This is a genomic window from Mesorhizobium sp. LNHC221B00 (assembly GCF_000502935.1).
Lineage (GTDB): Bacteria > Pseudomonadota > Alphaproteobacteria > Rhizobiales > Rhizobiaceae > Mesorhizobium > Mesorhizobium opportunistum.
Genome location: NZ_AYWR01000019.1, coordinates 11,453 through 37,411 on the forward strand (window position 1 = coordinate 11,453; position 25,959 = coordinate 37,411).

23 protein-coding genes and 1 other RNA gene are annotated in these 25,959 nt (G+C 63.5%); 15 read left to right on the forward strand and 9 right to left on the reverse strand.

What is annotated here, in order from left to right; translation table 11 throughout:
* Window positions 1-14: 14 nt before the first annotated feature.
* The 3 genes from X741_RS144850 to X741_RS144840 form a co-directional block, all read right to left on the reverse strand.
* On the reverse strand, window positions 15-1,883 hold the full coding sequence (locus X741_RS144850; protein ID WP_023779404.1) for an extracellular solute-binding protein: 1,869 nt from the start codon (window positions 1,881-1,883) through the stop codon (window positions 15-17).
* Window positions 1,883-3,760, reverse strand: a complete 1,878-nt coding sequence (locus X741_RS144845; protein ID WP_023779405.1) for an extracellular solute-binding protein — start codon at window positions 3,758-3,760, stop codon at window positions 1,883-1,885. Before X741_RS144845 ends, X741_RS144850 begins: the two co-directional genes overlap by 1 nt.
* A gap of 234 nt (window positions 3,761-3,994) precedes the next feature.
* Window positions 3,995-4,657, reverse strand: a complete 663-nt coding sequence (locus X741_RS144840; RefSeq protein ID WP_023779406.1) for a cytochrome c family protein — start codon at window positions 4,655-4,657, stop codon at window positions 3,995-3,997.
* 193 nt (window positions 4,658-4,850) lie between these two features.
* On the opposite strand from X741_RS144840, the gene X741_RS144835 reads away from it, so the two are divergent.
* Entirely contained in the window at window positions 4,851-5,579 is a 729-nt protein-coding gene (locus X741_RS144835; protein ID WP_023779407.1) for a 3-deoxy-manno-octulosonate cytidylyltransferase, read from the forward strand.
* A 63-nt stretch (window positions 5,580-5,642) separates the two neighbouring features.
* Window positions 5,643-6,506: a prephenate dehydratase gene (locus X741_RS144830; protein ID WP_023779408.1), complete on the forward strand. Its 864-nt coding sequence runs from the start codon at window positions 5,643-5,645 to the stop codon at window positions 6,504-6,506.
* 1 nt (window position 6,507) lies between these two features.
* On the opposite strand, the gene X741_RS144825 is transcribed toward X741_RS144830, so the two are convergent.
* Genes X741_RS144825 through X741_RS144815 form a run of 3 tightly spaced genes read right to left on the reverse strand, consistent with a single transcriptional unit; the run spans window position 6,508 to window position 8,257 of the window.
* The gene (locus tag X741_RS144825) at window positions 6,508-6,807 is read right to left on the reverse strand and encodes a Dabb family protein (protein ID WP_023779409.1); all 300 of its coding nucleotides are present in this window, start codon (window positions 6,805-6,807) and stop codon (window positions 6,508-6,510) included.
* A gap of 31 nt (window positions 6,808-6,838) precedes the next feature.
* Complete coding sequence (gene nudC / locus X741_RS144820; RefSeq protein WP_023779410.1) at window positions 6,839-7,783, reverse strand: NAD(+) diphosphatase; 945 nt, start codon at window positions 7,781-7,783, stop codon at window positions 6,839-6,841.
* A gap of 54 nt (window positions 7,784-7,837) precedes the next feature.
* Window positions 7,838-8,257 carry an HIT family protein gene (locus tag X741_RS144815; protein ID WP_013891307.1) on the reverse strand — a complete coding sequence of 140 codons (420 nt, stop codon included), beginning with the start codon at window positions 8,255-8,257 and terminating at the stop codon, window positions 7,838-7,840.
* Between the two features lie 143 nt (window positions 8,258-8,400).
* Between X741_RS144815 and ffs the strand changes: the two genes are divergently transcribed.
* The 13 genes from ffs to X741_RS1000000169980 all read left to right on the forward strand — a co-directional run bounded on the left by ffs (window position 8,401) and on the right by X741_RS1000000169980 (window position 20,481).
* Window positions 8,401-8,497: signal recognition particle sRNA small type (gene ffs / locus X741_RS1000000168870), an RNA gene on the forward strand.
* 105 nt (window positions 8,498-8,602) lie between these two features.
* Window positions 8,603-10,396, forward strand: a complete 1,794-nt coding sequence (locus X741_RS144810) for a DNA polymerase III subunit gamma/tau (protein WP_023779411.1) — start codon at window positions 8,603-8,605, stop codon at window positions 10,394-10,396.
* Between the two features lie 41 nt (window positions 10,397-10,437).
* The gene (locus X741_RS144805) at window positions 10,438-10,761 is read left to right on the forward strand and encodes a YbaB/EbfC family nucleoid-associated protein (protein WP_013891305.1); all 324 of its coding nucleotides are present in this window, start codon (window positions 10,438-10,440) and stop codon (window positions 10,759-10,761) included.
* A 16-nt stretch (window positions 10,762-10,777) separates the two neighbouring features.
* Complete coding sequence (locus tag X741_RS144800) at window positions 10,778-11,185, forward strand: hypothetical protein (RefSeq protein ID WP_023779412.1); 408 nt, start codon at window positions 10,778-10,780, stop codon at window positions 11,183-11,185.
* A gap of 235 nt (window positions 11,186-11,420) precedes the next feature.
* Window positions 11,421-12,443 (forward strand): cell wall hydrolase, encoded by a 1,023-nt coding sequence (locus X741_RS144795; protein ID WP_023779413.1) that lies wholly within the window; start codon window positions 11,421-11,423, stop codon window positions 12,441-12,443.
* A gap of 81 nt (window positions 12,444-12,524) precedes the next feature.
* On the forward strand, window positions 12,525-13,130 hold the full coding sequence (gene recR, locus X741_RS144790; protein WP_023779414.1) for a recombination mediator RecR: 606 nt from the start codon (window positions 12,525-12,527) through the stop codon (window positions 13,128-13,130).
* Between the two features lie 191 nt (window positions 13,131-13,321).
* The gene (locus tag X741_RS144785; protein ID WP_031250304.1) at window positions 13,322-14,593 is read left to right on the forward strand and encodes a lytic murein transglycosylase; all 1,272 of its coding nucleotides are present in this window, start codon (window positions 13,322-13,324) and stop codon (window positions 14,591-14,593) included.
* 235 nt (window positions 14,594-14,828) lie between these two features.
* Window positions 14,829-16,472, forward strand: coding sequence for an ABC transporter substrate-binding protein (locus X741_RS144780; protein WP_031250305.1), 1,644 nt, complete (start codon window positions 14,829-14,831; stop codon window positions 16,470-16,472).
* Window positions 16,473-16,490: 18 nt separating this feature from the next.
* Window positions 16,491-17,552 (forward strand): ABC transporter permease, encoded by a 1,062-nt coding sequence (locus X741_RS144775; RefSeq protein WP_023779417.1) that lies wholly within the window; start codon window positions 16,491-16,493, stop codon window positions 17,550-17,552.
* On the forward strand, window positions 17,549-18,469 hold the full coding sequence (gene nikC, locus X741_RS144770; protein ID WP_023779418.1) for a nickel transporter permease: 921 nt from the start codon (window positions 17,549-17,551) through the stop codon (window positions 18,467-18,469). Before X741_RS144775 ends, nikC begins: the two co-directional genes overlap by 4 nt.
* Before the next feature lie 38 nt (window positions 18,470-18,507).
* Window positions 18,508-19,353, forward strand: coding sequence for an ABC transporter ATP-binding protein (locus X741_RS144765; protein WP_023779419.1), 846 nt, complete (start codon window positions 18,508-18,510; stop codon window positions 19,351-19,353).
* On the forward strand, window positions 19,350-20,099 hold the full coding sequence (locus X741_RS144760) for an ABC transporter ATP-binding protein (protein WP_031250306.1): 750 nt from the start codon (window positions 19,350-19,352) through the stop codon (window positions 20,097-20,099). Before X741_RS144765 ends, X741_RS144760 begins: the two co-directional genes overlap by 4 nt.
* A gap of 43 nt (window positions 20,100-20,142) precedes the next feature.
* Entirely contained in the window at window positions 20,143-20,481 is a 339-nt protein-coding gene (locus X741_RS1000000169980) for a hypothetical protein (RefSeq protein WP_156937933.1), read from the forward strand.
* Window positions 20,482-20,493: 12 nt separating this feature from the next.
* On the opposite strand, the gene X741_RS144750 is transcribed toward X741_RS1000000169980, so the two are convergent.
* Genes X741_RS144750 through X741_RS144740 form a run of 3 tightly spaced genes read right to left on the reverse strand, consistent with a single transcriptional unit; the run spans window position 20,494 to window position 25,804 of the window.
* A complete protein-coding gene (locus X741_RS144750) occupies window positions 20,494-23,592 on the reverse strand; it encodes an efflux RND transporter permease subunit (RefSeq protein WP_023779422.1) in 3,099 nt (1,032 codons plus the stop codon).
* Window positions 23,592-24,668, reverse strand: coding sequence for an efflux RND transporter periplasmic adaptor subunit (locus X741_RS144745; protein WP_023779423.1), 1,077 nt, complete (start codon window positions 24,666-24,668; stop codon window positions 23,592-23,594). The genes X741_RS144750 and X741_RS144745 overlap by 1 nt, the downstream gene beginning before the upstream one ends.
* Window positions 24,665-25,804 carry an efflux RND transporter periplasmic adaptor subunit gene (locus X741_RS144740; protein WP_031250307.1) on the reverse strand — a complete coding sequence of 380 codons (1,140 nt, stop codon included), beginning with the start codon at window positions 25,802-25,804 and terminating at the stop codon, window positions 24,665-24,667. The genes X741_RS144745 and X741_RS144740 overlap by 4 nt, the downstream gene beginning before the upstream one ends.
* Window positions 25,805-25,959 lie beyond the last annotated feature (155 nt).

The window sequence follows — 25,959 nt, forward strand, 5'->3', positions numbered from 1 at the left end:
GCCCTCGTTGGATCTCAGCCTTTGCCAATTTTCGCCGCCTTGCCCTTATCGACCCACCACAGCGCCTCGACCGGAAAGCCGAAATCGGGCTTCTGCTCGGGAAAGCCGAACATATCCCAATAGGCGCTTCGGTGATTCGCCAGGAACCAACTTGGAATCCAATCGCACCGCGCGCGCAAGACCCGGTCGAGCGCGCGCATCGCCACGTTCAGGTCTTCGCGGTTCTTCGCAGCCCCTACCATGTCGATCAATGCGTCGATCGCCGGGTTCGAGATGCCCGGCAGGTTACGCGATCCTGGGAGGTTGGCGGTGCGGGAATGGAAGAAGGCTTCGATGTCGTCTCGGGTCGGCGTTGCGCTGAACGAGAAGGCGGCCGACAGCAGATCGAAATCGAACGTTGCCTGTCTGGACTGGTATTGCGCCGAATCCACCAGCCGGATCGTGGCGTCGATGCCCACCGCCTTCATGTTGGCGACCCAGGGCGAATAGACCTGGACGAAGGTGTCGTCATCGACCATGAACTCGGCCGAAAGCCTGCCGCCCTTGTCGTTGACGACGAAATCGCCCGATCGTTTCCAGCCCGCCGCGTTGAGCAGCTTCACGGCCCGGCCAAGCAGCTTGCGGTCGCGGCCGGAACCGTCTGATGCAGGTTGGACTACGGCCTCGCTGAAGACCTCGGCTGGAAGCTGGCCACGCAGCGGCTCCAGCAGGGCCAGTTCTTGCGGCGATGGCGGTCCTTCGGCGCGAAAGTCCGATTTCTCGAAGCAGGATTGCGAACGCTCGTAGGAGCCGTAGAAGAAGTTACGCCGCGTCCACTCGAAGTCGAAGCAGAGCGCGATCGCCTGGCGCACGCGCGCATCGCGAAACTGGGCGCGTCGCTGGTTGACCGCGGTTCCCTGCATCGTCGGTCGCTTCTCGGCCGGGAATTCGTGTTTGACCACCTTGCCGGCGGTCAGTGCCGGAAAATCATAGGCGGTCGCCCAGACGCGTGAGGTGAACTCCTCGCGATAGGTGATTTCGCCCTTCTTGAAAGCTTCGAAGCCGGCCGTGCGGTTCTGGTAGAACTCGATGCGGATACGGTCGAAATTGTTCTGGCCGCGATTGACGGGCAGGTCGCGGCCCCAATGGTCGGGCACGCGGTCATATTCGATCCATGCGCCGGCCGAAAAGCGCCCGACCTTGTAGGCGCCGGAGCCGAGCGGTGGACTCATCTGCGAAGAGTCGAATGGATTGGCCGTGTAGAAGGCTTTCGACAGGATCGGGAATTCCACGACGTTGAGGACGGTGCGGGCCGATTGCTTGCCGGAAAAGGTAAGCCGCAAGGCGTGGTCGTCGACGGCGGTGGCTTCGACCATGTGCGTCAGCGACAACGACAGGTCGGGGTGGCCTTTTTCCTTGTAGAGCTTGAAGGTGAAGGCCGCGTCCTGCGCAGTCAACGGCGATCCGTCATGGAAACGCGCTTCGGGGCGAAGCGAGAAGGTGAAACTGTTGCGGTCATCCGACAGCGTCACGCCGTCTGCGACCTGGCCATAAACAGCGTCGGGCTCGTCGAGGGCGCGCACCATCAGCCCGTCGAAACACATCTCCATGCGTGGTGGCGCATCGCCCTTGTCGGCGAAGGAGTTCAATGTGTTGAAAGTCTGCGTATCCTGGTTATAGCCCCAGTTGGGTGGCGAGAAATTGAAAATCCCGCCGGCCGGCGCGTCGACGTTGACATAGTCGAAATGGGTGAAATCCGCTTTGTATTTGAGGTCGCCGAAGGCGGAGAGCCCATGCAGTTTCACGCCGGTGGCAATGTCGGCGAAAGCCTTGCCCGGCAGCATCGCGGCGGCAGCGGCGGCAGTGCCAAGGGCGAGAAAATCACGGCGGGGCAGCACCGCCATCAATTGCCGCTCCTGTATTTGGCAGACAAGGCCTTTTCCTTGTCGAGGTCGATCCACCAGGAATTCTGGTCGGCGCCGATATAAGACGGCTGCTTGGCAGGAATGCCGAATTTGTTCCAGTAAGCCAGCCAGACCACGGCTCGATAGTATTGCGGCACCACGTAGTAATTCCACAACAGTACCCGGTCGAGTGCATGGGTGGCCGCAACCAGATCGTCGCGGTCGGTGGCGAAGATGATGCGGTCGACCAGGGCATCGACGACCGGGTTCTTGATGCCGGCGTAGTTACGCGAACCAGGTCTGTCGGCAGCCATGGAGCTCCAGAAGTCACGCTGCTCGTTGCCGGGCGATTCGGACTGGCCGAGCTGCCCGATAATGACGTCATAGTCGAAATTGTTGACGCGGTTGATGTACTGCGTCTGATCGATCAGACGCAGCGTGGTGTCGACCCCGATTTTGCGCAGATTCGCGATATAGGGGCTGGCGATGACCTGATCGGTGTCGTTCCATCCGAGGATCTCGAACTTGAACGGTTCGCCGGTCTTGGCGTTGACCATCTTGCCGCCCTTGATGACCCAGCCCGCCTTGGCGAAGAGATCGACAGCCTGTTTGAGATATTTTCGCTCCGCCTGCGGTGAATCGTAGACCGGCAGCTTGAATTCCTGGGTGAACAGCTCAGGCGGCAGCTTGTCACGATACTTTTCCAGAATCTCCAATTCCTTGCCTTGCGGCAAGCCGCTTGAGGCCAGTTCCGTGCCTTGGAAATAGCTGCTGGTGCGGGTGTTGAAACCGTAGAACAGCGTGCGGTTCATCGTCTCGAAGTCGAACGGGTAGGTCAGAGCGGCGCGCACCAGACGGTCCGCGAAGAGCGGTCGCCTCTGGTTCAGCATGAAGGCCTGCATCGGCTCGGGCGAGGTGGTCTTGAATTCCTTTTTGATGACGTCGCCAGCCTTGATGGCTGGGAAATTATAGAATGTCTTCCAGCGCTTCGAACTGTTTTCCGGCTTGACGTCATCAAGTCCGCCCTTGGTGAAGGCTTGCCATGCCGCATTGTCATCGAGAATGTAGGTGAAGCGCTGTGTGTCGAAGTTCTCGCGGCCGATCTTCACCGGCAGCTTGGCCGCCCAATAGTCCGGCACGCGCTGCCAGACGATTTCCGACCCAGGCTTGAAGCTGACGATCTTGTAGGCGGCCGAGCCGAGCGGGATTTCCAGTGTCGGCTTGGTGACGTCGCGCTTCTTGCCATTGGCATCCGTACCTTCCCACCAGTGCTTCGGCAGCACTGCGAGATCGCCGAGGATCTTCGGCAGTTCCCGGTTGCCCTTCTGGCTGAAGTGGAACTCGACCTCGCGGTCGGAGATCGCCACCGCATCGGTGACGTTCTCGAAATAGCGGCTGTATTGCGGGCTGTTCGCCTTCAGCACCTGGAACGACCAGATCACGTCGTCGACCGTGATCGGCTGGCCGTCATGCCATTTCGCGCGCGGGTCGAGCCGGTAGGTTGCCGAGGAATAATCGGGCGGATATTTGTAGGCATCGGCGATCAGCGGATGGCTGACGCTGCCTTCGTCGGTCGCCTGCTCCATCAGCGTGTCATAGAGCAGGCCGCCGCCGAAGCCGACGAGGCCCGCCGCCGGCGATCCCTGCACGATATAGGGGTTGAAGCTGTCGAATGTGCCGAGCACCACCGAGTTCAGCGTGCCGCCCTTGGGCGCGTTCGGGTTGACGTAGTCGTAGTGCTGGAAATTGTCGCCATATTTGGATTGGCCGATCAGCGATGAGGTGGTGCGCCATTCGTCGGCCCGTGTCGTCTGCAATCCCGCCGCCAGCAGGGCTGCCGCCAGCAACGATTTGAGAAGCGTTCGGCCAACCGTCATGCACTGTCCTCTTCGCACTGCCTGCATCATCGCACTGCCCGTCTTCGTACTGCCCGTCTTCGTACTGCCCGTCTTCGTACGGCCCGTCTTCGTACGGCTTGTCCCGGACCAATCTAGATGATTTGGCGCTGGTGAAAACCGCCATGCGCGGCTTTGTCGCCGTACATGCCGTTTTCCTAACGAAAAAAGCCGGGCTGAACCCGGCTTTTTCAAGGTCGATGCGACGATATCTGGTTATTTGGCGGGTGCAGCCGGGGCAGGCGCCGCGGGCGCCGCCGGCTTGGCCGGTGCGGCGCCGTCAGCGGGCTTTGCCGGAGCGGCTCCATCGGCGGGCTTGGCCGGGGNACCAGGTGCCGGCAGCGGCTTGGGATTGTCCGACAGCGTGCGAAGATAGGCGATGACGTTGGCGCGGTCCTCGTCCTTGGGCAGGCCGGCGAAGCCCATGGCCGTGCCCTTCACGAATTTCTTCGGCGAAGTGATGAAGTGGTTGATGTTGTCGTAGGTCCACTTCTCGGTGCCGCCCTTGGAGAATTCCTTCATGCCGGCCGAATAGGCAAAGCCTTCATGTTCGGCAACCGGACGGTCGACGAGGTCCCACAGATCGGGGCCCACCTTGTTGGGGCCCCCCTTTTCACCAGAATGGCAAGCCTGGCATTTCTTGAATACGGCGGCACCTTGCTCGACATTGGCGGTCGCCAACAGGTCGGCGATCGGCTTGGCCTCGGCGGCCGGCGCTGCCGGGCCGCCTTCGGCGGGCTCGGCGGCCTCGATGGCGAAGCCGGGCTTTTCCGGCGCCGGCGAGGCAAACAGCGCATCGGACACAATGCCGACCGAGAAAACGACGAAAACGGTTCCGAGCAATCCGGCGAGCAGCTTGTTGACTTCGTTGGAATCCATACGCCCCTTGCTCCCTTTTCCGGCGGACTGATCCGTCCACTCCGTCCGTCGGTATCGAGACCCACCCTCCAGGGCCGGTCAAATCGGGCGGAAACTAGGTCTTTTGCTCGGGCGTTGCAACACCTATAAGGGCGCTTCCAGTGAGACCTTTTGCCACTTTTCCCCTCCTCTTTCCGAACGCCTTGCCATCGCGATGTCCACCTTGATCCTGATCCCGGCCCGCATGGCCTCGACCCGCCTGCCGGGCAAGCCGCTGGCCGACATCGCCGGCGCTCCGATGATCGTCCATGTCGCCCGCCGCGCCGCCGAAGCCGGCCTGGGCCGGGTGGTGGTGGCAACCGACACGCAAAGCGTGGCCGAGGCCGTGCGCGCGCACGGTTTCGAGGCGGTGATGACACGGATCGATCATGAATCGGGCTCCGATCGCATCCACGAGGCGCTGGTCGCGCTCGATCCCGGGCGCAAGGTCGAAACCATCGTCAATGTCCAGGGCGACCTGCCGACCATCGATCCCGGCATCATCGCGGCCTCGCTCAGACCGTTCGAGGACAGGGCCGTGGATATCGCCACGCTCGGCGTCGAGATCTTCCGCGACGAGGAAAAGACCAATCCGAACGTCGTAAAGATCGTCGGCTCGCCGCTGTCGGCTACCAGGCTCAGGGCACTGTATTTCACCCGCGCCACAGCACCGTGGGGCGAGGGCGCGCTCTATCACCATGTCGGCCTCTACGCTTATCGCCGCGCTGCACTCGAGCGCTTTGTCGCGCTGAAGCCGTCGCCGCTCGAGCGCCGCGAGCGGCTGGAGCAGTTGCGGGCGCTGGAAGCTGGCATGCGCATCGATGCCGAGATCGTCCAGTCGCTGCCGCTCGGCGTCGACACGCCGGAAGACCTCGAACGCGCCAGAACCATCCTTGCAAATTGAACTATCCTCGCAAATTCAACTATCCCCTTCGAACAGAGACATCTTTGAATCGAGACTTGGCCCATGCCTGAAAAGACCAACAGAATATCCTTCCAGGGCGAGCCGGGCGCCAATTCCGACACCGCCTGCCGCAATGTCTTCCCCTCGATGGAGCCGTTGCCGTGCCCGACCTTCGAGGATGCATTCAACGCGGTCGAGACCGGCAAGGCCGATCTCGCCATGATCCCGATCGAGAACACCATCGCCGGGCGCGTCGCCGACATCCATCATCTGCTGCCGGAGTCGAAGCTGCACATTGTCGGCGAGTATTTCCTGCCCATCCATTTTCAGCTGATGGTGTTGCCCGGCGTCAGGCGCGACGAGATCAAGACCGTGCACAGCCACATCCATGCACTTGGCCAATGCCGCAAATACGTCCGCAAGAACGGCTGGAAGGCGATCGTCGCCGGTGACACCGCAGGTGCGGCCAAGATGGTCTCCGAGGTCAAGGACCGCACCATGGCCGCCTTGTCGCCGGCGCTTGCCGCGACGCTCTACGGGCTCGACATCATCGAGGAGAATGTCGAGGACACCGATTCCAACGTCACCCGCTTCGTCGTCCTGACCAAGAACAAGCAATGGGCCGAGCGCCCGTCACCCGACGTCAAGATGATGACGACCTTCATCTTCCGCGTCCGCAACGTGCCGGCCGCGCTTTACAAGGCCATGGGCGGCTTTGCCACCAACGGCATCAACATGACCAAGCTGGAGAGCTACCAGCTCGGCGCCTTCACGGCGACGCTGTTCTACGCCGACATCGAGGGCCATCCCGACGATCCGCTGGTCAAGCTGGCGCTGGAAGAACTCCGCTTCTTCTCGCGGGAAGTGCGCATCCTGGGCGTCTACCCGGCCAGCGAGTCGCGTGAGCAGTGGAAGGTTGCGGACTGAACTACCAGCCCAGCGGCACGTAATCGATCTCGAGAAATTTCTCGACCTCCGGCACCCAGCGGTCGCGCACGAAGGCGACATGGTCGGGATGGTCGTTGTATCTCGTATAAGCGGCCTGATCGGCGAACTCCATCGAGAAGCCGAACTGATAGTCGTTCTTGAGGCTGACCTGCCGCAACTGCTCGAAATGCGTGACGCCCCGGATCGCCGTGAGGATTTTCCTGGCGTCGACGAGGAACCGCTTCTCCTCCAGCGAGTGCGGCGCATGCTTGAGCGTGAAGACGACGGTGTGACGGATCATTTGCCTCTCCTGCAACGACTTTCGGTATTCGTTATTCGCTGTCCACCCAGGCACGGATCAGGTGATGCGCAATGGCGCCTTTCGGTGGCGTGACCAGATTGCCGGGATGTTCCCGGGCCAGCATCAGGCGCACCTCGTCGCGGCCGAACCAGCGGCAGTCTTCCAGCTCGTTGAGGTCGGCCTGGATGTCCTCGTTGAGCGGCTCGCCGAAGCAGCCGATCATCAGCGAATAGGGAAACGGCCAGGGCTGGCTGGCATGATAGACGACGCGGCCGAGCCGGATGCCGGCTTCCTCCAGCGTTTCGCGGCGCACCGCCGCTTCGATCGTCTCGCCCGGCTCGATGAAGCCGGCGAGTGCGGAATACATGCCCGGCGCGAAATGGGCGCCGCGCCCAAGCAGGCATTTCTCCCGGGTCGCCGTCAGCATGATCGCCACCGGGTCGGTGCGCGGGAAATGCTCGGTGCCGCAATTAGGGCAATGCCGCTTGTAGCCGCCGGCCCGCATTTCCGATTGCGTGCCGCATTTGCTGCAGAAGCGATGGCTGGCATGCCAGGCAAGCAGGGCGGCGCCCTGCGCCATCGCGCCGGCGGCCGCTTCGTCGATCAGCCCTTGCATGTAGACCGAGCGGTAGTCGATCGCCTTGACGGTTTCGGGCAGCTGTTCGGGATCGACGCCGGCCAGCACGGCGACAACCGGCCCGTGTTCGGAAAAGCCGAGCAGGACGCCTTGGTCGAAGGCAGGCTTGAAAGGCTCGCTCTCGGCGAGCCCGAACCAGGGATCGAGGCTGCCGCCTTCATGGAGCTTCAGATGAAGCCGGCCGCCATTCATCAGGAGCAGCCGCGTCGTCGGATCGGCAAGCGCCTTGTCGACCGAATCGTCGGCGCGGTTTTCGGATTGGCGGTCGATCGTGTTGCCGGCAAAGCCGACGAACTGGCTCGGCTCGCGCAAGGGCGCGTCAAACAGGCTGAAGCTCATGGGGACTCTGATGCTTTGGGGATGACATGTCTTGGGATGAATACAGGGAAACGCTTATAGCGCCGCCCTTATCGTTTCGGCAAACCGGCGCAGCTCGGAACGCTGGTAGGGCTCGCGCAGGCCATGGCCCCACACCGGGCCTGGCCAGCCGGCATCGCCTTCGGAACGGGCGACAATATGGATATGCAGCTGGCGCACGATGTTGCCGAGCGCGCCGGTGTTGATCTTGGTGCAGCCGGTCACCTTCTTCAGCGCTTGCGCCACCATGTTGGTCTCGAAGGTCAGCATCGCCTGGTCGAGCGGGGTCATGTCATGGATTTCCTCCGCGCCCGGCCGCTGCGGCACCAGGAGCAGCCATGGCCAGCGGCGGTCGTTCATCACCCGCAATTCGCACAGCCCAAGCCACATCAACTGTTCGCTGTCCGCCTCCAGCCGGGCATCCAGCGTGAATCCGGCCTTGAGGCCCGGCAACATCGGCGTTTCCCTTGCTTTTCTTGGTTTCCTCAAACTCATGAGGCTAGAGCGGCTGCATCGGGGCTGCAAGCGAATCTCTTGGGGATGGTCTCGATTCGCTTGCGCACTTGCATTTCGTCGCGCAATTGCCGATATGGACAGCGGGAGGTTGGTGGTGGACGATCCACTCGCCAACCGGGTCAGGTCCGGAAGGAAGCAGCCCTAACGAGCCCGGAACGGGTCATTGTTCCAGCCTCCCACCTCATCGGCCCTCCTCGCGACATTGACGACGCATTGCAGCGCGGGCGAGACTATGCGCAGGAATCGGCCGCCTTCGGGCGCAGCCTTTTGGAGCTTTACGGGCGAATGAGCGAAGCGGGAAATGAAAAGGCCGCTGCCTATCGCGTGCTGGCGCGCAAGTACCGTCCCTCGAATTTCTCCGAGCTCGTCGGCCAGGAGCCGATGGTGCGCACCCTCACCAACGCCTTTGCCACCGGCCGCATCGCCCAGGCGTGGATGCTGACAGGCGTGCGCGGTGTCGGCAAGACCACCACCGCGCGCATCCTGGCGCGGGCGCTCAACTACAAGACCGCCACCGTTGATCAGCCCTCGGTCGACCTTGCCGTGCTCGGCGAGCATTGCCAGGCGATCATGGAAGGCCGCCATGTCGACGTCATCGAGATGGACGCCGCCTCGCACACCGGCATCGACGACATCCGGGACATCATCGAACGCGTGCGCTACGCGCCGGTCTCGGCCCGCTATAAGGTCTACATCATCGACGAAGTGCACATGCTGTCGACGCAGGCCTTCAACGGCCTTTTGAAGACGCTGGAGGAACCACCTCCGCACGTGAAATTCATCTTCGCCACCACCGAAATCCGCAAGGTTCCGATCACCGTCCTGTCGCGCTGCCAGCGTTTTGACCTGAGGCGTATCGATGCCGGCGCGCTGGTCGCGCATCTCTCCTCGATTGCCGGCAAGGAAGGCATTTCGGTCGACGACGACGCGCTGGCGATGATCGCGCGCGCCGCCGAGGGGTCCGCCCGCGATTCGCTCTCCATCCTCGACCAGGCGATCGCCCATGGCGCGGGCTCCGTCAGCGCCGAGGCGGTACGGGCCATGTTGGGCCTCGCTGACCGCGCCCGCATCGTCGATCTGTTCGAACATGTGATGAAAGGCGATGTGGCGGCGGCCCTGGCCGAATTCCGCGCGCAATACGACACCGGCGCCGATCCGGCCGCGGTGCTGACCGATCTTGCCGAGTTCAACCATCTGGTCACCCGGCTGCGGTTCGTGCCGACCGCCATGGACGACGCCTCGCTGTCGCAGGACGAGCGGCAGCGCGGCGCCGACTTCGCCCGGACGCTGTCGGTCAGGGTGCTGTCGCGGACTTGGCAGATGCTGCTCAAGGGCATTCCCGAGGTGCAGTCCTCCAACCGGCCGGTCAGCGCCGCCGAAATGGTGCTGATCCGGCTGGCGCATGCCGCCGACCTGCCGACACTGGACGAGGCGCTGCGATCGCTCGAGGGCGCCACGCCGGTTCAAAATGGCGCATCGCGCCCGAACGGCGCGCCCGCGGGTCCGGGTAACGGTGGCGGCGCCAGCGCGGTCGCGCAGACCCGCATGCCATCCGGGCAGGGCGGTGCACAGACCATGCGGCTGGTCGAGGCCACCCCTGCGCCGGTCGCCTTCGTAGCACCTCCGCAGCCGGCACCGGAGGCTCAGCCGGTACCACTGAAATCGCTGGCCGACATCGTTGCGCTTGCCGATGCGCAGCGCGACATCGCCTTCAAGGTGCTGGTCAAGCGCTGCATTCGCCTCGTGCGCATCGAGCCCGGCCGTATCGACGTCAGCCTGACCGACGATGCGCCCAAGATGCTGCTCAACGACCTGACGATGAAATTGCGCGCCTGGACCGGCCGCAACTGGCTCGTCTCGTTGTCGAAGGAAGAGGGCGGACAGACGCTCGCCGAAATGGAATCGACCAGGCGCGAGAACGCTTTCCTCGATGCCAAGAGCGATCCGGCCGTGGCCGCCATATTGGCGCGCTTTCCCGGTGCCAAGATCATCGACGTGCGCATTCCCGACGCGCCGGAAGCGGACGCGGACCAAGCCGAAGTGCCGGTCGAACCGCCGGCGGATGACGACGACGCCTGACAAACCAAGAACCCCGACCAACCAAGAACAAGGATCGGATCATGAAAGATCTTCTCGGCCTGATGGGCAAGGCAAAGGAAATGCAGGCCAAGTTCCAGGCCATGCAGGACGAGATTGCCACGGTCGAAGCCGCCGGCCAGTCCGGCGGCGGCCTGGTCAGCGTCACCCTGACCGGAAAATTCGAGATGAAATCGCTGAAGATCGATCCGTCGCTGTTCAAGGAGGACGATGTCGAGGTCCTCGAGGACCTGCTGCTCGCTGCGCACAATGACGCCAGGGTCAAGGTCGAGCAGATCATGCAGGAAAAGACCAAGGCGCTGACCGCCGGCCTGCCGATTCCGCCGGGAATGAAACTGCCGTTCTAGGTCCGGCCGCAGCTCCATGACCAAAGAGCCGTCCGAAAGACTGATCGAGCAGCGTATCCGCAACAGGATCTACGAAATCCTGGAAATCCTCGCCGATTGCGATGCAGGCGTCGATCTCGTCGGCATCAAGGGTTATTTCTACTTGTTCGAGGACTTCGTCCACCGCCCGTCGATCGAGGCTGGCACGTCGGCGCTTTCCAGGGAGGAGCGCTCGGTCGTGCTGGAGATCGCCGAATTTCTCGAGGCGGCCTCCGAAACAAATCCCGACTTCACCAAGGCCGAGTTCATCCACAGCGACTGGCCGGGTAGGATCGCGCCGGCGGCCAGGAACGCTCGCAGGCTCTTCCTCGCACGCGGCCTGTTTTCGGAGAAAGTCGAGGAACGCGAGCCCGGCCAGCCGGCCGTGGTGGCGGCAGGACGATAGAGCGGTCCAGGAACAGCGTGATTCGGGATTTCCCCTTCGAATTGCGGCGAAACAGAGGGAAAGCGGTCATCGGTTTTGTGAAACGATGGCTCGATCTATCTGAAAAGCCAAGAAATTGTGCTAATTATGCAACAGTACCCTGCTAATAACGTTTTGGCCATCATTTCGCCCGAAAGTGTCTCATTCTTGCCGCAGCCTGGGGGCGGGCATCGAAGTGAAGTGAGAGGGTTACCTGTTGATTGTCACGCGATGGAAGGCGCCGCTGTTGCTCGGCGTCGTTACCTCTCCGCTGTTCTTGGCTGCATGCAGCCAGACCACGTCGCACGGCATGTCCGTTGCCAGCCTGACTGACGCCATCACGCCGAGTTTCCTCAGTTCGCGCGCCTACAGCCACACGCCGAAGGACAGGGAATGCCTGGAAAGGGCGATGTTCTTCGAATCCAACCGCTCGAGCCGCGACGGCATGATCGCCGTCGGCACCGTGGTGATGAACCGGCTGCGCTCCGGCAACCATGGCAGCACCATTTGCCAGGTGGTGGGCGAGCCTGGACAGTTCGCGCCCGGCGTCATGACCAGGCCGATGAATTCGCGCGCAATGCCCGATGTCGAGGAAGCCGCCGACGCCGTGCTCAAGGGCGAGCGCAAGGCCAAGCTCAAGAACACCATGTACTTCCACACGGCGGGGCTGCGCTTCCCCTACAAGAACATGCACTACACCATGGTTGCCGGCGGCAATGCCTTCTACGAGAAGCGTGGCCGCAATTGGCAGCCGCTGCCCGATGAGCCGATGGTTGCCTCGGTGGAGACAGAAAAGCCGGCCGTTCCGGTCACGATGGTTGCCTCGGCGGAGCCGGTTCGCTCGGACAGGAAACTTGTTCGCAATGCTCAGACACAGCAGGCCCCAACGCAACAGGCCCCAATACAACAGGCCCCAATACAACGGGCCTATGCGACTGCGGCAGTCGAACCGGCGCGCCCGTTCAAGATGGCCACCGCCCAGCAGACCTACGTGACCGCGGCCGCCGCCCCCTCGGCGAAGTCCGCCCGCGTGGCGCCGAAGCCGGTGGAAGTTGCGATGCAGGAGCCGATGGAAGAACCGGATGCCGCCCGTTTTGGCGGGACCTTGAACAAAAAAATCATCAGTTCGGTTCAGGGCGAACCGCAAGAGGCGTCGATGGGATTCCAGTCGACACCTGAGAACACCGACGCCATAGGTGCGATGATCGTCAGCCAGGGCCGGCCGCTCGAAACCAATTGATCCGCGTCGCATGGCAGCATGGGGCGTCATGCGTTGCCGCGGGATGTTCCAAAACGCGCTGAAAAATCCTAGATCAAGGCGATGTCGAAACGAATCGCCGGTCCCGAGATCGAACGCCTGATCCAACTCCTGGCCAAGGTGCCGGGTCTTGGTCCCCGTTCGGCCAGGCGTGCGGCACTGCACTTGATCAAGAAGAAGGAGCAACTCCTGTCGCCGCTCGCCGCCGCCATGGGCGAGGCCGCCGACAAGGTGCGCATCTGCTCGACCTGCGGCAATGTCGACACGTCAGACCCTTGCATGATCTGCACCGATCCGCGCCGCGATGCCACCACCTTGATCGTCGTCGAGGACGTGTCGGATCTCTGGGCGCTGGAGCGGGCGGCGGCGATGAACGTGCGCTATCACGTGCTCGGCGGCACGCTGTCGCCGCTCGACGGCATCGGCCCCGACCAGCTCAACATCCGCTCGTTGATCGACCGCGTCGCCGGTGGTGAGGTCAAGGAAATCATCCTTGCCGTCAACGCCACGGTCGAGGGCCAGACCACCGCGCACTATCTCACCGACCAATTGTCCGGCTTCGACATCAAGGTGACGCGCCTTGCGCATGGCGTGCCGGTCGGCGGCGAACTCGACTATCTCGACGAAGGCACGCTGGCGGCTGCGCTTAGGTCGCGGACGGCGTTTTGACGAAGGTGCGGCAGAGGATGCGGATCATGAATGTTGCGCGTTCGAAGTTTGTGCCAAGCACCCCCCTCTGTCCTGCCGGACATCTCCCCCTCAAGGGGGGAGATTGGCCGTTTCATCGGCGGCGCTCTTCCTGCTACGTCGGCGATTGGCGAAGGCAAAGACAACAACCGATCTCCCCCCTTGAGGGGGAGATGGCCGGCAGGCCAGAGGGGGGCGCCACAGAACGCGGACTTCGCCGGTTTTGTCTGGCATTTTTCGTGGCTGCGCTTGCCTTCCTCGCCACACCAGCCTCCGCTGCCAAGATCGACGACCAGTTCCGCGCCTGGCTGCAGGACGACCTCTGGCCGCAAGCCAAGGCCCAAGGCATCTCGAAAAACACCTTCGACGCCGCCTTCGACGGCATCAAACCCAATCTGAAGCTGCCCGACCTTGTCATGCCAGGTGAGAAGCCGAAGACGCCGCAGAAGCAGCATCAGGCCGAATTCGGCTCGCCCGGTGCCTATTTCGCCGAGAAGACCATTGGCGCGGTCACAGCGGGGGCGCGCGCGCGCGAAACCGCCAACGCTAAGACGATTGCCGCGATCGAAAAACGCTATGGCGTGCCCGGCGAAATCCTGCTGGCGATCTGGGGCCGCGAGACCGGCTTCGGCGCGGCGAAGATGCCTTACGACGCCTTCGAGGTGCTGGGCACCAAGGCCTTCATGTCGACCAAGAAGGATTTCTTCCGCACCGAGCTTTTGGCCGCGCTCGAAATCGTCGAGCGCGGGCTCGCGCCGGTCGGCGCGATGAAATCGTCCTGGGCCGGCGCACTCGGCCAGCCGCAATTCATGCCGACCTCGTTCCTGAAGCATGCTGTCGATTTTGACGGCGACGGACGCGTCGACATCTGGAACTCGACGCCGGACGTGCTGGCTTCGATCGCCAACTATCTCGTCCATTATGGCTGGGTGAAGGGCCGTGGCTGGGGTTTCGAGGTGACCGTGCCCGAGACGGTCTCCTGTTCGCTGGAAGGCCCCGACCAAGGCAAGAAGATCTCGCAATGGGCAGCGCTGGGCATCAAGCGTGTCGGCGGAAAGCCGTTTCCGGCGAGCGAGCTGAACGCCGAGGGCTTCCTGCTCATGCCGGCCGGCCGCAGCGGGCCTGCCTTCATCGCCACGCCCAATTTCTACGTGCTGAAGGAATACAACACCAGCGACCTCTACGCGCTGTTCATCGGCCATGGCGCCGACCGCATCGCCCATGGCGACTCCAATTTTTCCGGCGGCTGGGGTCCGGTCGGCGATCTCCACCGCTCCGACATAGCCGCCCTGCAGCGGACCCTGCAAGCCAAGGGTTATGACGTCGGCAGCGCCGACGGCCTGCCCGGCTTCAAGACCCGCCGTTCGATCGGCAAATGGCAGGCCAAGAACGGACAGGCGGCGACCTGCTTTCCCGACGCCGGCCTGGTTACCGCGCTGAAATAGCGCCGAAATTGGCAGGCCTCGATTGGGCGACCAGTGCGTCGCCATGCCGCCTGCCATTCTGGTCCAATGAACCGTCGCATAAATGCGCGTTGCCCACCAACGGGCCGCCGAATATGGTGTTGACCAACTGGACAAAAACCACGACGGTAAGTGGGCAGGGGCCATGGCCGGCCCCGAAAAGAATACTGCAACCCTGAGCCGGGAACTCAGGTCAACAAAACAGGGAACAATCACCATGATGATGGAAAAGTTTGCTCTACGCTCCCGCATCTTGCTTGCGGGTGCCGCCATGTCCGCGCTGCTTCTGGCCGGCGCGCCGGCAGGTGCGGTCACGCCCGCAGATACGCTGGTCGAAGGTTTTGCGATCGACGACATCATCTCCATGGATCCGGGCGAGGCGTTCGAGCTGTCGACCGCCGAGGTCACCGGCAACACCTACGATCTGCTGGTCCGTCTCGATCTCAACGACACCTCCAAGGTCAAGCCCGATCTCGCCGAGAGCTGGACCGTATCCGACGATGGCCTCACCTACACATTCAAGCTCAAGCCCGGCCTGAAGTTCGCCTCCGGCAACCCGATCACCGCGGCCGACGTCGCCTATTCGTTCGAGCGCGCCGTCAAGCTGGACAAGAGCCCGGCCTTCATCATCGGTCAGTTCGGCATCAGCGGCGACAACGTCACCGAAAAGGCCAAGGCGGTCGACGACACCACCTTCCAGTTCACCGTCGACAAGGCATATGCGCCGAGCTTCGTGCTGAACTGCCTCTCGGCAACCGTCGCTTCGGTGGTCGATGCCAAGCTGGTGAAGGAACATGTCGCCGCGGCCACGCCGAGCGCCGACTACAAATGGGACAACGACTTTGGGAACGCCTGGCTGAAGACCGGCTATGCCGGTTCCGGTGCCTACAAGCTGCGTGAATGGCGCGCCAACGAAGCTGTCGTCATGGAGCGCAACGATAATTATTACGGCGAGAAGGCCAAGCTCGCCCGCGTCATCTACCGCAACATGAAGGAAAGCTCGGCCCAGCGCCTGGCGCTCGAAGCCGGCGACATCGACGTCGCCCGCAATCTCGAGCCGAACGACCTCGACGCGATCGCCAAGAACGCCGACCTCACCACTACCAGCGCGCCGAAGGGCACGGTCTACTACATCAGCCTCAACCAGAAGAACCCGAATCTGGCCAAACCAGAGGTTCGCCAGGCCTTCAAATATCTCGTCGACTACGATGCGCTGAGCTCGACCATCCTCAAGGGCATCGGCGAGATCCACCAGACCTTCCTGCCCAAGGGCGTGCTCGGCGAACTGGACGAGAACCCGTTCAAGCTCGACGTCGCCAAAGCCAAGGAGTTGCTGGCCAAGGCCGGCCTGCCCGACGGCTTCAGCGTCACCATGGACGTGCGCACCGGCCAGCCGACGACCGGCATGGCCGAATCGATCCAGCAGACTCTCGGCCAGGCCGGTATCAAGCTGGAGATCATTCCGGGCGACGGCAAGCAGACGTTGACCAAGTACCGCGCCCGCAATCATGACATTTATATCGGCAACTGGGGCCAGGACTATTTCGATCCGAACTCTAATGCCCAGACCTTCGCCTCGAATCCCGACAATTCTGATGCCGGCAAGTCACATACGCTTGCCTGGCGCAACTCTTGGGACATTCCGGACCTGACCAAGCAGACAGAGGCGGCTCTGCTGGAGAAGGATTCGACCAAGCGCGCCGATATGTACAAGGATCTTGAGAAGAAGATCCTCGACAACAGCCCCTTCGTCATCATCCACCAGCAACTGGAAGTGGCCGGCCTGCGCAAGAACCTCAAGGGCTTTGCCCTCGGCCCGAGCTTCGACACCAACTTCGTCGGGCCGGTCGCCAAGGAATAACGCCGGCGGTCGCGCAGCATGAGCGCAGTAGAAAACGAGGGCGGGCGCGGCGGTGCCCGCGCCTATGCACTTGCGTCGTCGCTCGGCCGCTTCCTGGTCATCGCGGTGACGACCTATCTTGGTCTTCTCGCGGTGACTTTCTTTATCGGCCGCGTCATCCCGATCGACCCGGTGCTGGCGGTGCTCGGTGACCGGGCGCCGGCCAATGTCGTCGAACGCACGCGCCGCGAGATGGGTCTCGACCTGCCGTTGATCGAGCAGTTCTACATCTATGTGAAACACGCGTTGAGTGGCGATTTCGGCACTTCGGTACTGACCACCAATCCGGTCATGACCGACATCCGTCGCGCGCTTCCGGCAACGACTGAGCTGGCGACGCTCGGAACGTTGATCGGCGCGCTGCTTGGCGTACCGCTTGGCGTGCTGGCAGCGGTCAGGCGAGGCAGCCTCATCGACCAGATCGTACGCGTCATCGGCCTGATCGGTTATTCCGTGCCGATCTTCTGGCTCGGCTTGCTCGGGCTCGTCCTGTTCTACGCCAAGTTGCAATGGGTGGCTTTTCCGGGCCGGCTCGACGTCGTCTACGAATACACCTTCACACCGATCACCGGCTTTTATCTTCTCGATTCGGCGATGCAGGGACAGTGGGATGTCTTTTACGACGCTTTCCGGCACATCATCCTGCCGGCCTCGCTGCTCGGCTACTTTTCGCTCGCTTATATCAGTCGTATGACGCGCTCGTTCATGCTCAACGAACTCGCCCAGGAATACATCGTCGCCGCGCGTGCCAAGGGTCTGTCGGAAACCCGCATCATCTGGGGCCATGCGCTGCGCAATGCCGCCGTGCCGATGGTGACAGTGATCGCGCTCTCCTATGCCGGGCTGCTCGAAGGCTCGGTGCTGACCGAGACCGTCTTCTCCTGGCCGGGCATCGGCCTCTACATCACCAATTCACTCCAGAATGCCGACATGAACGCCGTGCTCGGCGGCACCATCGTCATCGGCTCGGTGTTCATCGCCATCAATCTCCTGTCCGACCTGCTCTACCGCGTCCTCGATCCGAGGACCAAATCCGCATGAGCGCCGACACGATCCAGAGCCGGCGCGACTGGCTGCTCAGTGAGCGGCCGGCATCGCGCATGCAGGCGAGGCTCGGCCGCGCCTATGTCGCCTGGCGGCGGTTCTCCGCCAATCGGCTGGCCTTTGTCGGCCTGCTCATCATCATCGCCTTGCTGGTTATTGCCGCCCTTGCCGGCGTGCTGGCGCCCTATTCGCCGACCTTCGGCGACCTCAAGAACGCGCGGCTGCTGGCACCGAGCGCCGAGCACTGGTTCGGAACCGACGATCTTGGCCGCGATATCCTTTCGCGCATTCTCTACGGCTCGCGCTGGACACTCTATGTGGTCATCCTGGTCGCCATCATCGCGGCGCCCATCGGTCTTCTGGTCGGCACCGTCGCCGGCTATGCCGGCGGCTGGACCGATGCCATCCTGATGCGCATCACCGACATCTTTCTCGCCTTTCCCAAGCTGGTCCTGGCACTGGCCTTCGTCGCCGCCCTTGGCCCAGGCATCGAGAACGCGGTGCTTGCCATCGCCATCACCTCCTGGCCGCCTTACGCGCGCATCGCCCGCGCTGAAACGCTCACCGTTCGCAATTCCGACTACATCAAGGCGGTGCAACTGATGGGCGCCTCGCCGTTTCGCATCGTGCTGCGCCACATCATGCCGCTCTGCATCTCCTCGCTGATCGTCAGGGTGACGCTCGACATGGCCGGCATCATCCTGACCGCCGCCGGCCTCGGCTTCCTCGGCCTCGGTGCGCAGCCGCCATTGCCCGAATGGGGCACCATGATCGCGTCTGGCCGTCGCTTCATCCTTGACCAATGGTGGGTGGCCGGTGCGCCGGGCTTCGCCATCCTTATCGTCAGCCTTGGCTTCAACCTGCTCGGCGATGGCCTGCGCGACGCGCTCGATCCCCGGAGCGGCGACCAATGAGTGGCGACCAATGAGTGGTGACCAATGAGTGGCGAGCAATGAACAGGGAGACGAAGACGCTGCTTGAGGTCGACGATCTCCGCGTCACCTTTCCGACCCGCACCGGCCTGATCGAGGCGGTGCGCGGCGTCTCGTTCTCGCTTGGCCGAGAGCGCCTCGGCATCGTCGGCGAGTCGGGCTCGGGCAAATCGCAGACCGGCCGCGCCATCATGGGACTGACACCGCCCCAGGCCCGCATATCGGCCAACAAGCTGGCCTTCGACGGCATCGACCTGCTCGGCATCTCGCCGCGCCAACGCCGCACGTTGCGGGGCAACCGCATTGCCATGATCCTGCAGGATCCGAAATATTCACTCGACCCGGTGATGAGCATCGGCCGCCAGATCGTCGAGACGCTGCGCACGCATGAGAAGGTCTCCAAGGCCGAGGCGCGCGAGCGCGCGCTGGCCATGCTGGAGGCGGTGCAGATCCGCGACCCCAAGCGGGTGTTCGACCTGCATCCGCACGAAGTGTCCGGCGGCATGGGTCAGCGCGCCATGATCGCCATGATGCTGATCGCCGGACCGGAATTGATGATCGCCGACGAACCGACCTCGGCGCTCGACGTCACAGTGCAGCTCGACGTGCTCGGCATTCTCGACCGGCTGGTCAGCGAGCGCGGCATGGGCCTGATCTTCATCTCGCACGATCTGCGTCTGGTCTCGTCCTTCTGCGACCGCGTCATCGTCATGTATGCCGGCAAGGTGGTCGAGCAGCTCAAGGCCTCCGAACTCGGTCAAGCCCGGCATCCCTACACGCGCGGCCTGCTCAACTGCATGCCCAAGATCGGCGCCGATCGTCACCCGCTGCCGGTGCTCGACCGCAAGCCGGAGTGGGCGGCATGACATCAGCGATCGCCGTCGACGGGCTGGAGGTGATCTTCGACCGCTTCCGCGCGCTGAAGGGCGTCAGTCTTGACGTGCAGCCGGGCGAATCCTTCGGTCTTGTCGGCGAATCCGGCTCCGGCAAATCGACGTTGCTGAGGGCGATCGCAGGCCTTGCGCCGGTCGCTTCCGGCAACATCGCCGTCAACGGCAAGACGCTTGGCACGCGCCGCGACAAGGCTTTCTACCGCGAGGTGCAGATGGTCTTCCAGGACCCGTACGGCTCGCTGCATCCGCGCCAGACCGTCGACCGCCTGCTGCAGGAGCCGCTGGCCATCCATGGTTTTGCGGACGGCGAAAATCGTATCCAGCGGGCGCTCGACGAGGTCGGCCTCGGCAACGGTTTCCGCTTCCGCTACTCGCATCAATTGTCCGGCGGCCAGCGCCAGCGCGTGGCGATCGCGCGCGCCCTGATCCTCGAACCCTCGATCCTGCTGCTCGACGAGCCGACCTCGGCGCTCGACGCCTCGGTGCAGGCGGAAGTGCTCAATTTGCTGGAAGAGGTCCGCCGGCGGCGCAAGCTGACCTTCCTGATGGTCAGCCACGACCTCGCCATCATCACCCATATGTGCGAGCGGCTGATGGTGATGCAAAGCGGTGAGGCGGTGGAGAACCTGACCGCAAGCGATCTCGTCGAGCGCCATGTCACCAAGGACTATACGCGCAATCTGCTGAGGGCGAGCGAGGGGTTCGTGAGGACCGTTTGAATTCGTTCTTCTGTGCACAGATCGACGGTCTTGGGGGGATTCCATGGAGCAATGGAGATTTGCAGACCCACCCAACGTGGCGGTGCTATCGGACCGAGGCATATTTAAAAGTGGCGATTGGATCGCACACGTTGTGCATGAAGCTGATGACGACGATAGCTACAGCGATGAAGGTGGCAGCTGCCAATTCCACAGCAGCGACACTCGAGATTGGGACGAACGCGAGATAATGCTCGTCAGCTTGCAAAATGTTTTGCGGCGGGATGAAAGCATCCTGGAATTGGCCGATTTGCCAAAGGGCTGGCATGCTTGGCGCAGCTCAAAATCGTCACCGTGGCAGCGCGCCAAATCACTCCCTGTACCCTCCAACGACAATGAATGATCCGGTTACGTCCTAGGCCGGAGTTTGCACTGGTTCGCTGATATCTGGAACGGGTGGCTCATCCCGGGCTTTCGGCTCCTTGATCCGGAACCACGTCACATAGAGTGCCGGCAGGAACAGCAGCGTGATCGCGGTACCCGCGATGATGCCGCCCATCATCGCATAGGCCATCGGCCCCCAGAAGACTTCGCGCGCGATCGGGATCAGCGCCAGGCTGGCTGCCGCCGCCGTCAACGCGATCGGCCGCATGCGGTGTTCGGTCGCCTCGATGACGGCCGCCCAGCGGTCCTTGCCCTCGCGCACGAGATCCTCGATCTGCACGATCAGGATGACCGAGTTCCGGATCAGGATGCCGATCAGCGCCAGCACGCCCAGGATGGCAACGAAGCCGAGCGGGGCGCCGCTCGGCACCAGGGCCGCCACCACGCCGATCAGCCCGAGCGGCGCCACCGCCACCACCAGGAACAGGCGCTGGAAGCTTTGCAATTGCACCATCAGGATGGTCGCCATCACGAACAGCATCAGCGGCACCACGGCGGCGATCGGACCTTGGCTTTTGGCGCTCTCCTCGACCGAACCGGCGGTTTCGACCGAATAGCCTGGCGGCAGCTTGGCGATGAAGGCATCCACCGATGGCTTGAGTTCGTTGACCACCGTGGCCGGCAACACATCGCCGACCAGGCCGGCCCGCACGGTGATCGTCGGAATGCGATCGCGCCGCCACACGGTCGGCTGTTCGAGGTCGTAGCGGAAATTGGCCACAGCCGCGAGCGGGATGGCCTCGCCGCTGCTGGTCGGCAGCTGCATGTTCTGCAGCGTCCCGATCGAGCCGCGCTCAGCATCGCGTGAGCGCGCCACGACATTGATCAGATAGGTGGCGTCGCGCACCTGCGTGATGGTGGCGCCGCCGACCGTGCTGTTCAGCGCGCTGGCGATGTCGGAGGAGGTGATGCCGAGCTGGCGTGCCTTGTCCTGCAGCACGTCGACCCGCAGCACGCGTTGCGGCTCGTTCCAGTCGAAGGTCGACGCGGCGAGCCTCGGATTGGCCGAGATCACGCCGGCGAATTGCTGCGCCAGCTCGCGCACCGTCTGGATGTCGGGTCCACCGACGCGGTATTGCACCGGGCGGCCGACCGGCGGGCCGAGTTCGAGCAGCTTGACGAAGGCGTCGGTGCCGACGAACTCCTCGCGCAGCAGCTTTTCCAGCGCCGGCTTTACCCGGTTGCGCGCCTCGATGCTTTTGGTGACGATGACGGTCTGGCCGAAATAGGGGTTGGCCGGCTGCACGTCATAGGCCAGCACGAAGCGCACCGCGCCCTGGCCGATGTAGGACGAGAAATGATCAATGTCGGGATTGCCGACCAGCGCCCGCTGCTCGAAGCGCTCCATCTGGTCGCGTGTATCCGCGATCGACGAATTCTGTGGCAGGTTCCAGTCGACGATCAGCTCGGGCCGGTCTGATGGCGGGAAGAACTGCTGCTGCACCAGGCCGAAGCCGGCGATCGAGCCAGCAAACAACAGCACCGTAGCGATGATGGTCAGCCAGTGATGGCGCACCGAGCCGACAAGCACCCGCCGGAACAGCGAGGTGAAGCGGCCCGGCTGGTCGTGATGCTTGGTTTTCATCGTCGCCGGCAGGATGGTGACGCCGAGCAGCGGCGCAAACAGCACCGCCACGATCCATGACACCAGCAGCGAAACGGCGATGACGACGAACAGCGTGAAGGTGTATTCGCCGGCCGCGCTGTTGTTGAGGCCGATCGGGATGAAGCCGGCGACGGTCACCAACGTGCCGGTCAGCATCGGGAAGGCGGTCGAGGTGTAGACATAGGTCGCCGCCTTGCGCAGATTGTCGCCGACCTCCAGCCGCGCCACCATCATCTCGACGGCGATCATGGCGTCGTCGACCAGGAGCCCGAGCGCGATGATCAGCGCGCCCAGCGAAATACGCTGCAGCGAAATGCCGAGATAGGCCATGACCGTGAAGGTGATGGCCAGCACCAGCGGGATCGACAGCGCCACCACGAAGCCGGCGCGCATGCCGAGGCTGATGAACGACACGGCGAGCACGATGGCCACCGCCTCGAACAGCGCGCGGGTGAAGCCGGAGACGGCCTCCTCGACGATGACCGGCTGGTCGGCGACCAGATGCACGCCGACGCCGACCGGCAGGTCGGCCAGCACCTTGTTCATCTCCTTGTGCAGCGCCTCGCCGAATTCGAGCAGATTGGCGTTGGGCTTCATGCCGATGGCGAGCCCGATGGCGTCCTGGCCGTTGAAGCGGAACAGCGCTGTTGGCGGATCGGCATAGCCGCGCGTGATCGTCGCCACGTCGCTCAGCCGGAAGAAGCGGTCGTTGACGCGCAGATTGATGGCGCGAAGGCTGTCCTCGGAGGTGAACTGGCCGCCGACGCGCACGCTGATGCGCTCCGGTCCGGACTGGATGACGCCGGACGGCGTGATGGCGTTCTGCGCCTGCAGGCTCGCCACGATCGCCTGCTGGTTGAGGCCGAGTGCCGCGATCTGGCGGGTCGAGAATTCGAGATAGATCGCCTCGTCCTGCGCGCCGACCAGATCGACCTTGCCGGCATTGGGCACGGTGAGGATCTTGGTGCGGGCGTCCTCGACATAGTCGCGCAGCTGGCGCGGCGTCAGCCCGTCCGACGTGAAGGCGTAGATATTGCCGTAGACATCGCCGAAGCGGTCGTTGAAGAACGGTCCTTTCACACCTTGCGGAAACTGCGCCGCGATGTCGTTGACCATGTTGCGCACCTGAATCCAGTTCGGCACCACATCGCGCGCCTTGGTGGTGTCCTTCAGGTTGACGAAGATGACGGTCTGGCCGGCGGTGGTGACCGATCTGGTGAAGTCCAGGCTGTCGAGTTCCTCGAGTTTCTTCTCGATGCGGTCGGTCACCTGCTGCACGGTTTCCTTGACCGAAGCGCCCGGCCAGTTGGCCTGGATGATCATCGTCTTGATGGTGAAGTTGGGGTCTTCTTCACGGCCGAGGTTGAGGTACGAGAACACGCCGGCCACGACGAAGACCAGCATGAAATACCAGACCATGGAGCGGTGGCTGAGCGCCCAGTCGGAGAGATTGAAGCCCTTCATCAGACGCCGCCCTCCGGCACTTTGACCTTCTGGCCTTCGCTCAGGCTGTGGACGCCCGCGGTGACCACGCGCATGCCGGCCTCAAGCCCCTCCGCGACGATGAAGGTGGCGGCGCCCTTGGCGGCCAACTTGATCTCTTTCGCGCTTACGCTCGATGTTTGCGGGTCGACGATCCACACCTTGTCGGCACCGTCCTTTTCGAGCAGCGCCGACAGCGGCAGTTCAATCGTCGGCGTCACCTTGGTCATGCGCGTCGCCGTCACCGTCGAGCCGAGCCGGAAGGCCTGCGGCGGATCGGTGAGCGTCAGCTTGACGCGCCGGGTGCGGGTCGAGCCCTCGGACTGCGGCGCGACCTCGCGCAGCTTGGCCTCGGTCTGGATCGTCGGCAGCGATTGCAGGATGACCTGGAACGGCGTGCCGGCCGCAAGATCGCCGGTCAATTGGTCGGGAATGTCGACCACCGCCTCGCGCAGATCCGAGCGCGCAACGGTGACGACCGTCTGGCCGGGCGAGACCGTCTGGCCGACCTCGGCGCCGACGGCCGTGACGACGCCGTCGAAATCCGAGAATAGCCTGGCATAGCCAAGTTGTTCCTGCGCCTTGGCAAGCGAAGCCTTGGCCCGCTCCACATTGGCCTCGGCCGCTTTGCGTGCCTGCTGCGCGGCATCGAAGACAGCTTGCGTGGTGTTGGCCGAGGCAAGCAGCTGGCGCTGTCGTTCCTCGCTGGCGGCTGCGTTGGCAAACTGCGCCTCGGCGTTGGAGAGTTCCGCCTTGGCCGCCTGGACAGCGAGCTCGAGCGCGGTCGGATCGAGCGTGGCGATCGTCGTGCCCTTGCTGACGATGTCGCCGACCTTGACGTCGCGCGAGACAACCCGGCCAAGCAGACGGAAAGCAAGGTCGGCGCTGACCTGCGGCTCGACCGAGCCGGCAAAGCCGAAAATCTGCGTGGTGCGCGGCTCGACCACCATCGACAGCACCGGCCGGATGATCTCCGGTGGCTTTTCATCGGATTTCGAGCAGGACGCGACCGCGCCCAACATGAACAGGCCTAGCAGGACGGATGGCAGCCGGCTCATTGCCCCGCTCCGGATATTTCGACGGTCTGTCCAGGGCTAAGCAACTGTCCGCCCGCGGTGACGACGCTTTGGCCCTCGTCCAGTCCCTTGGCGATCGCCACCGTGCCGGAACCGAACGCCAGCACCTCGACAGGCGCCATCGTCACCGCCTTGGTCGAGGGGTCGACGATCCAGACCGCCGGCTTGCCGGCGCTGGACGTCAGCGCCTGCCAGGGCAGCAGGATAGCCTTCGCCTGTTTGGCGCTGACCGAGCCGATGACGGCTGCCCCCAGCGGCATGCCGGCGGGCGTGTCGGGAATGCCAACCTTGACCCGGACCGAACCGGAGGCCGGATCAACCGCCGGCGAAATTTCGCGGACCTTGCCCGTCGCCCTGACCTGTGGATCGGACAACAATGTGATCGTCACCGCAGGCGAGGCGGGTGTCCTGGCGACCAGCGTCTCCTGCACGTTGAACACCGCGTCGCGGTCGCCGTCCTCGGCGACGGTGAAGACGGTTTGCGCCGCTTGCACCACCTGGCCGGTTTCGACCTGGCGGGCGGTGATCACGCCGGCGGCTCCTGCCTTGAGTTCGGTGAAGGACAGGTTTTGCTGGGCATCGGCGAACGCGCTCCGCGCGGCATCCACGCTGCCTTGCGCCACCTTCAGCGCCTGGTCGGCCGCGTCGTAGTCGCGCCGGGTGGTGAAGCCCTGGGCCAGCAGTGTCTTCTGCCGCTCGAAAGCGGCGACGGACTGGGTCAGCTGCGCCTGCGCAGCATCGAGATCGGCCTGTGCCGAACGCAGGTCGGATTCCTGCTCCTGCGGGTCGATGCGGGCAAGCACCGTGCCCTGGTCGACATGCTGGCCGACATCGACGAGCCGCTCGGCGACGCGGCCGCCGACCCGGAACGACAGATTGTTCAGCGTGCGCGCGGCGATCACGCCGGTCAGCGAGGTTCTCGGGGCATAGTCGGCCATCGCCACCGTCTCGGTGCGCACCATGATGGGCAGTTTTTTGGCCGCCGCCTCCTGCTTCTGGCAGCCGGCCAGCAGCAGCACCGCAGTGCAGGTGAAGATCGTCGAAGCGGCTGGAAAAGACAAAAGGCGGGGAGCTTGGGCCGGTGGCGGCGAGACGGACGATGTCGCGTTCCTGCTCATGGGCTCCCCCAGCCGCGGGCCGCTCGCTGAGCGCGGTACCTCGCGGACATCGGGAGGATAGTCGATCCCCGGAAAAAGGGAACCGCTCTCGTACGCGTATCGCACGGCTGGTCAAGGTTGGGGATCCGCCTGCCGCAGGCCCAATCGCCCGCCGG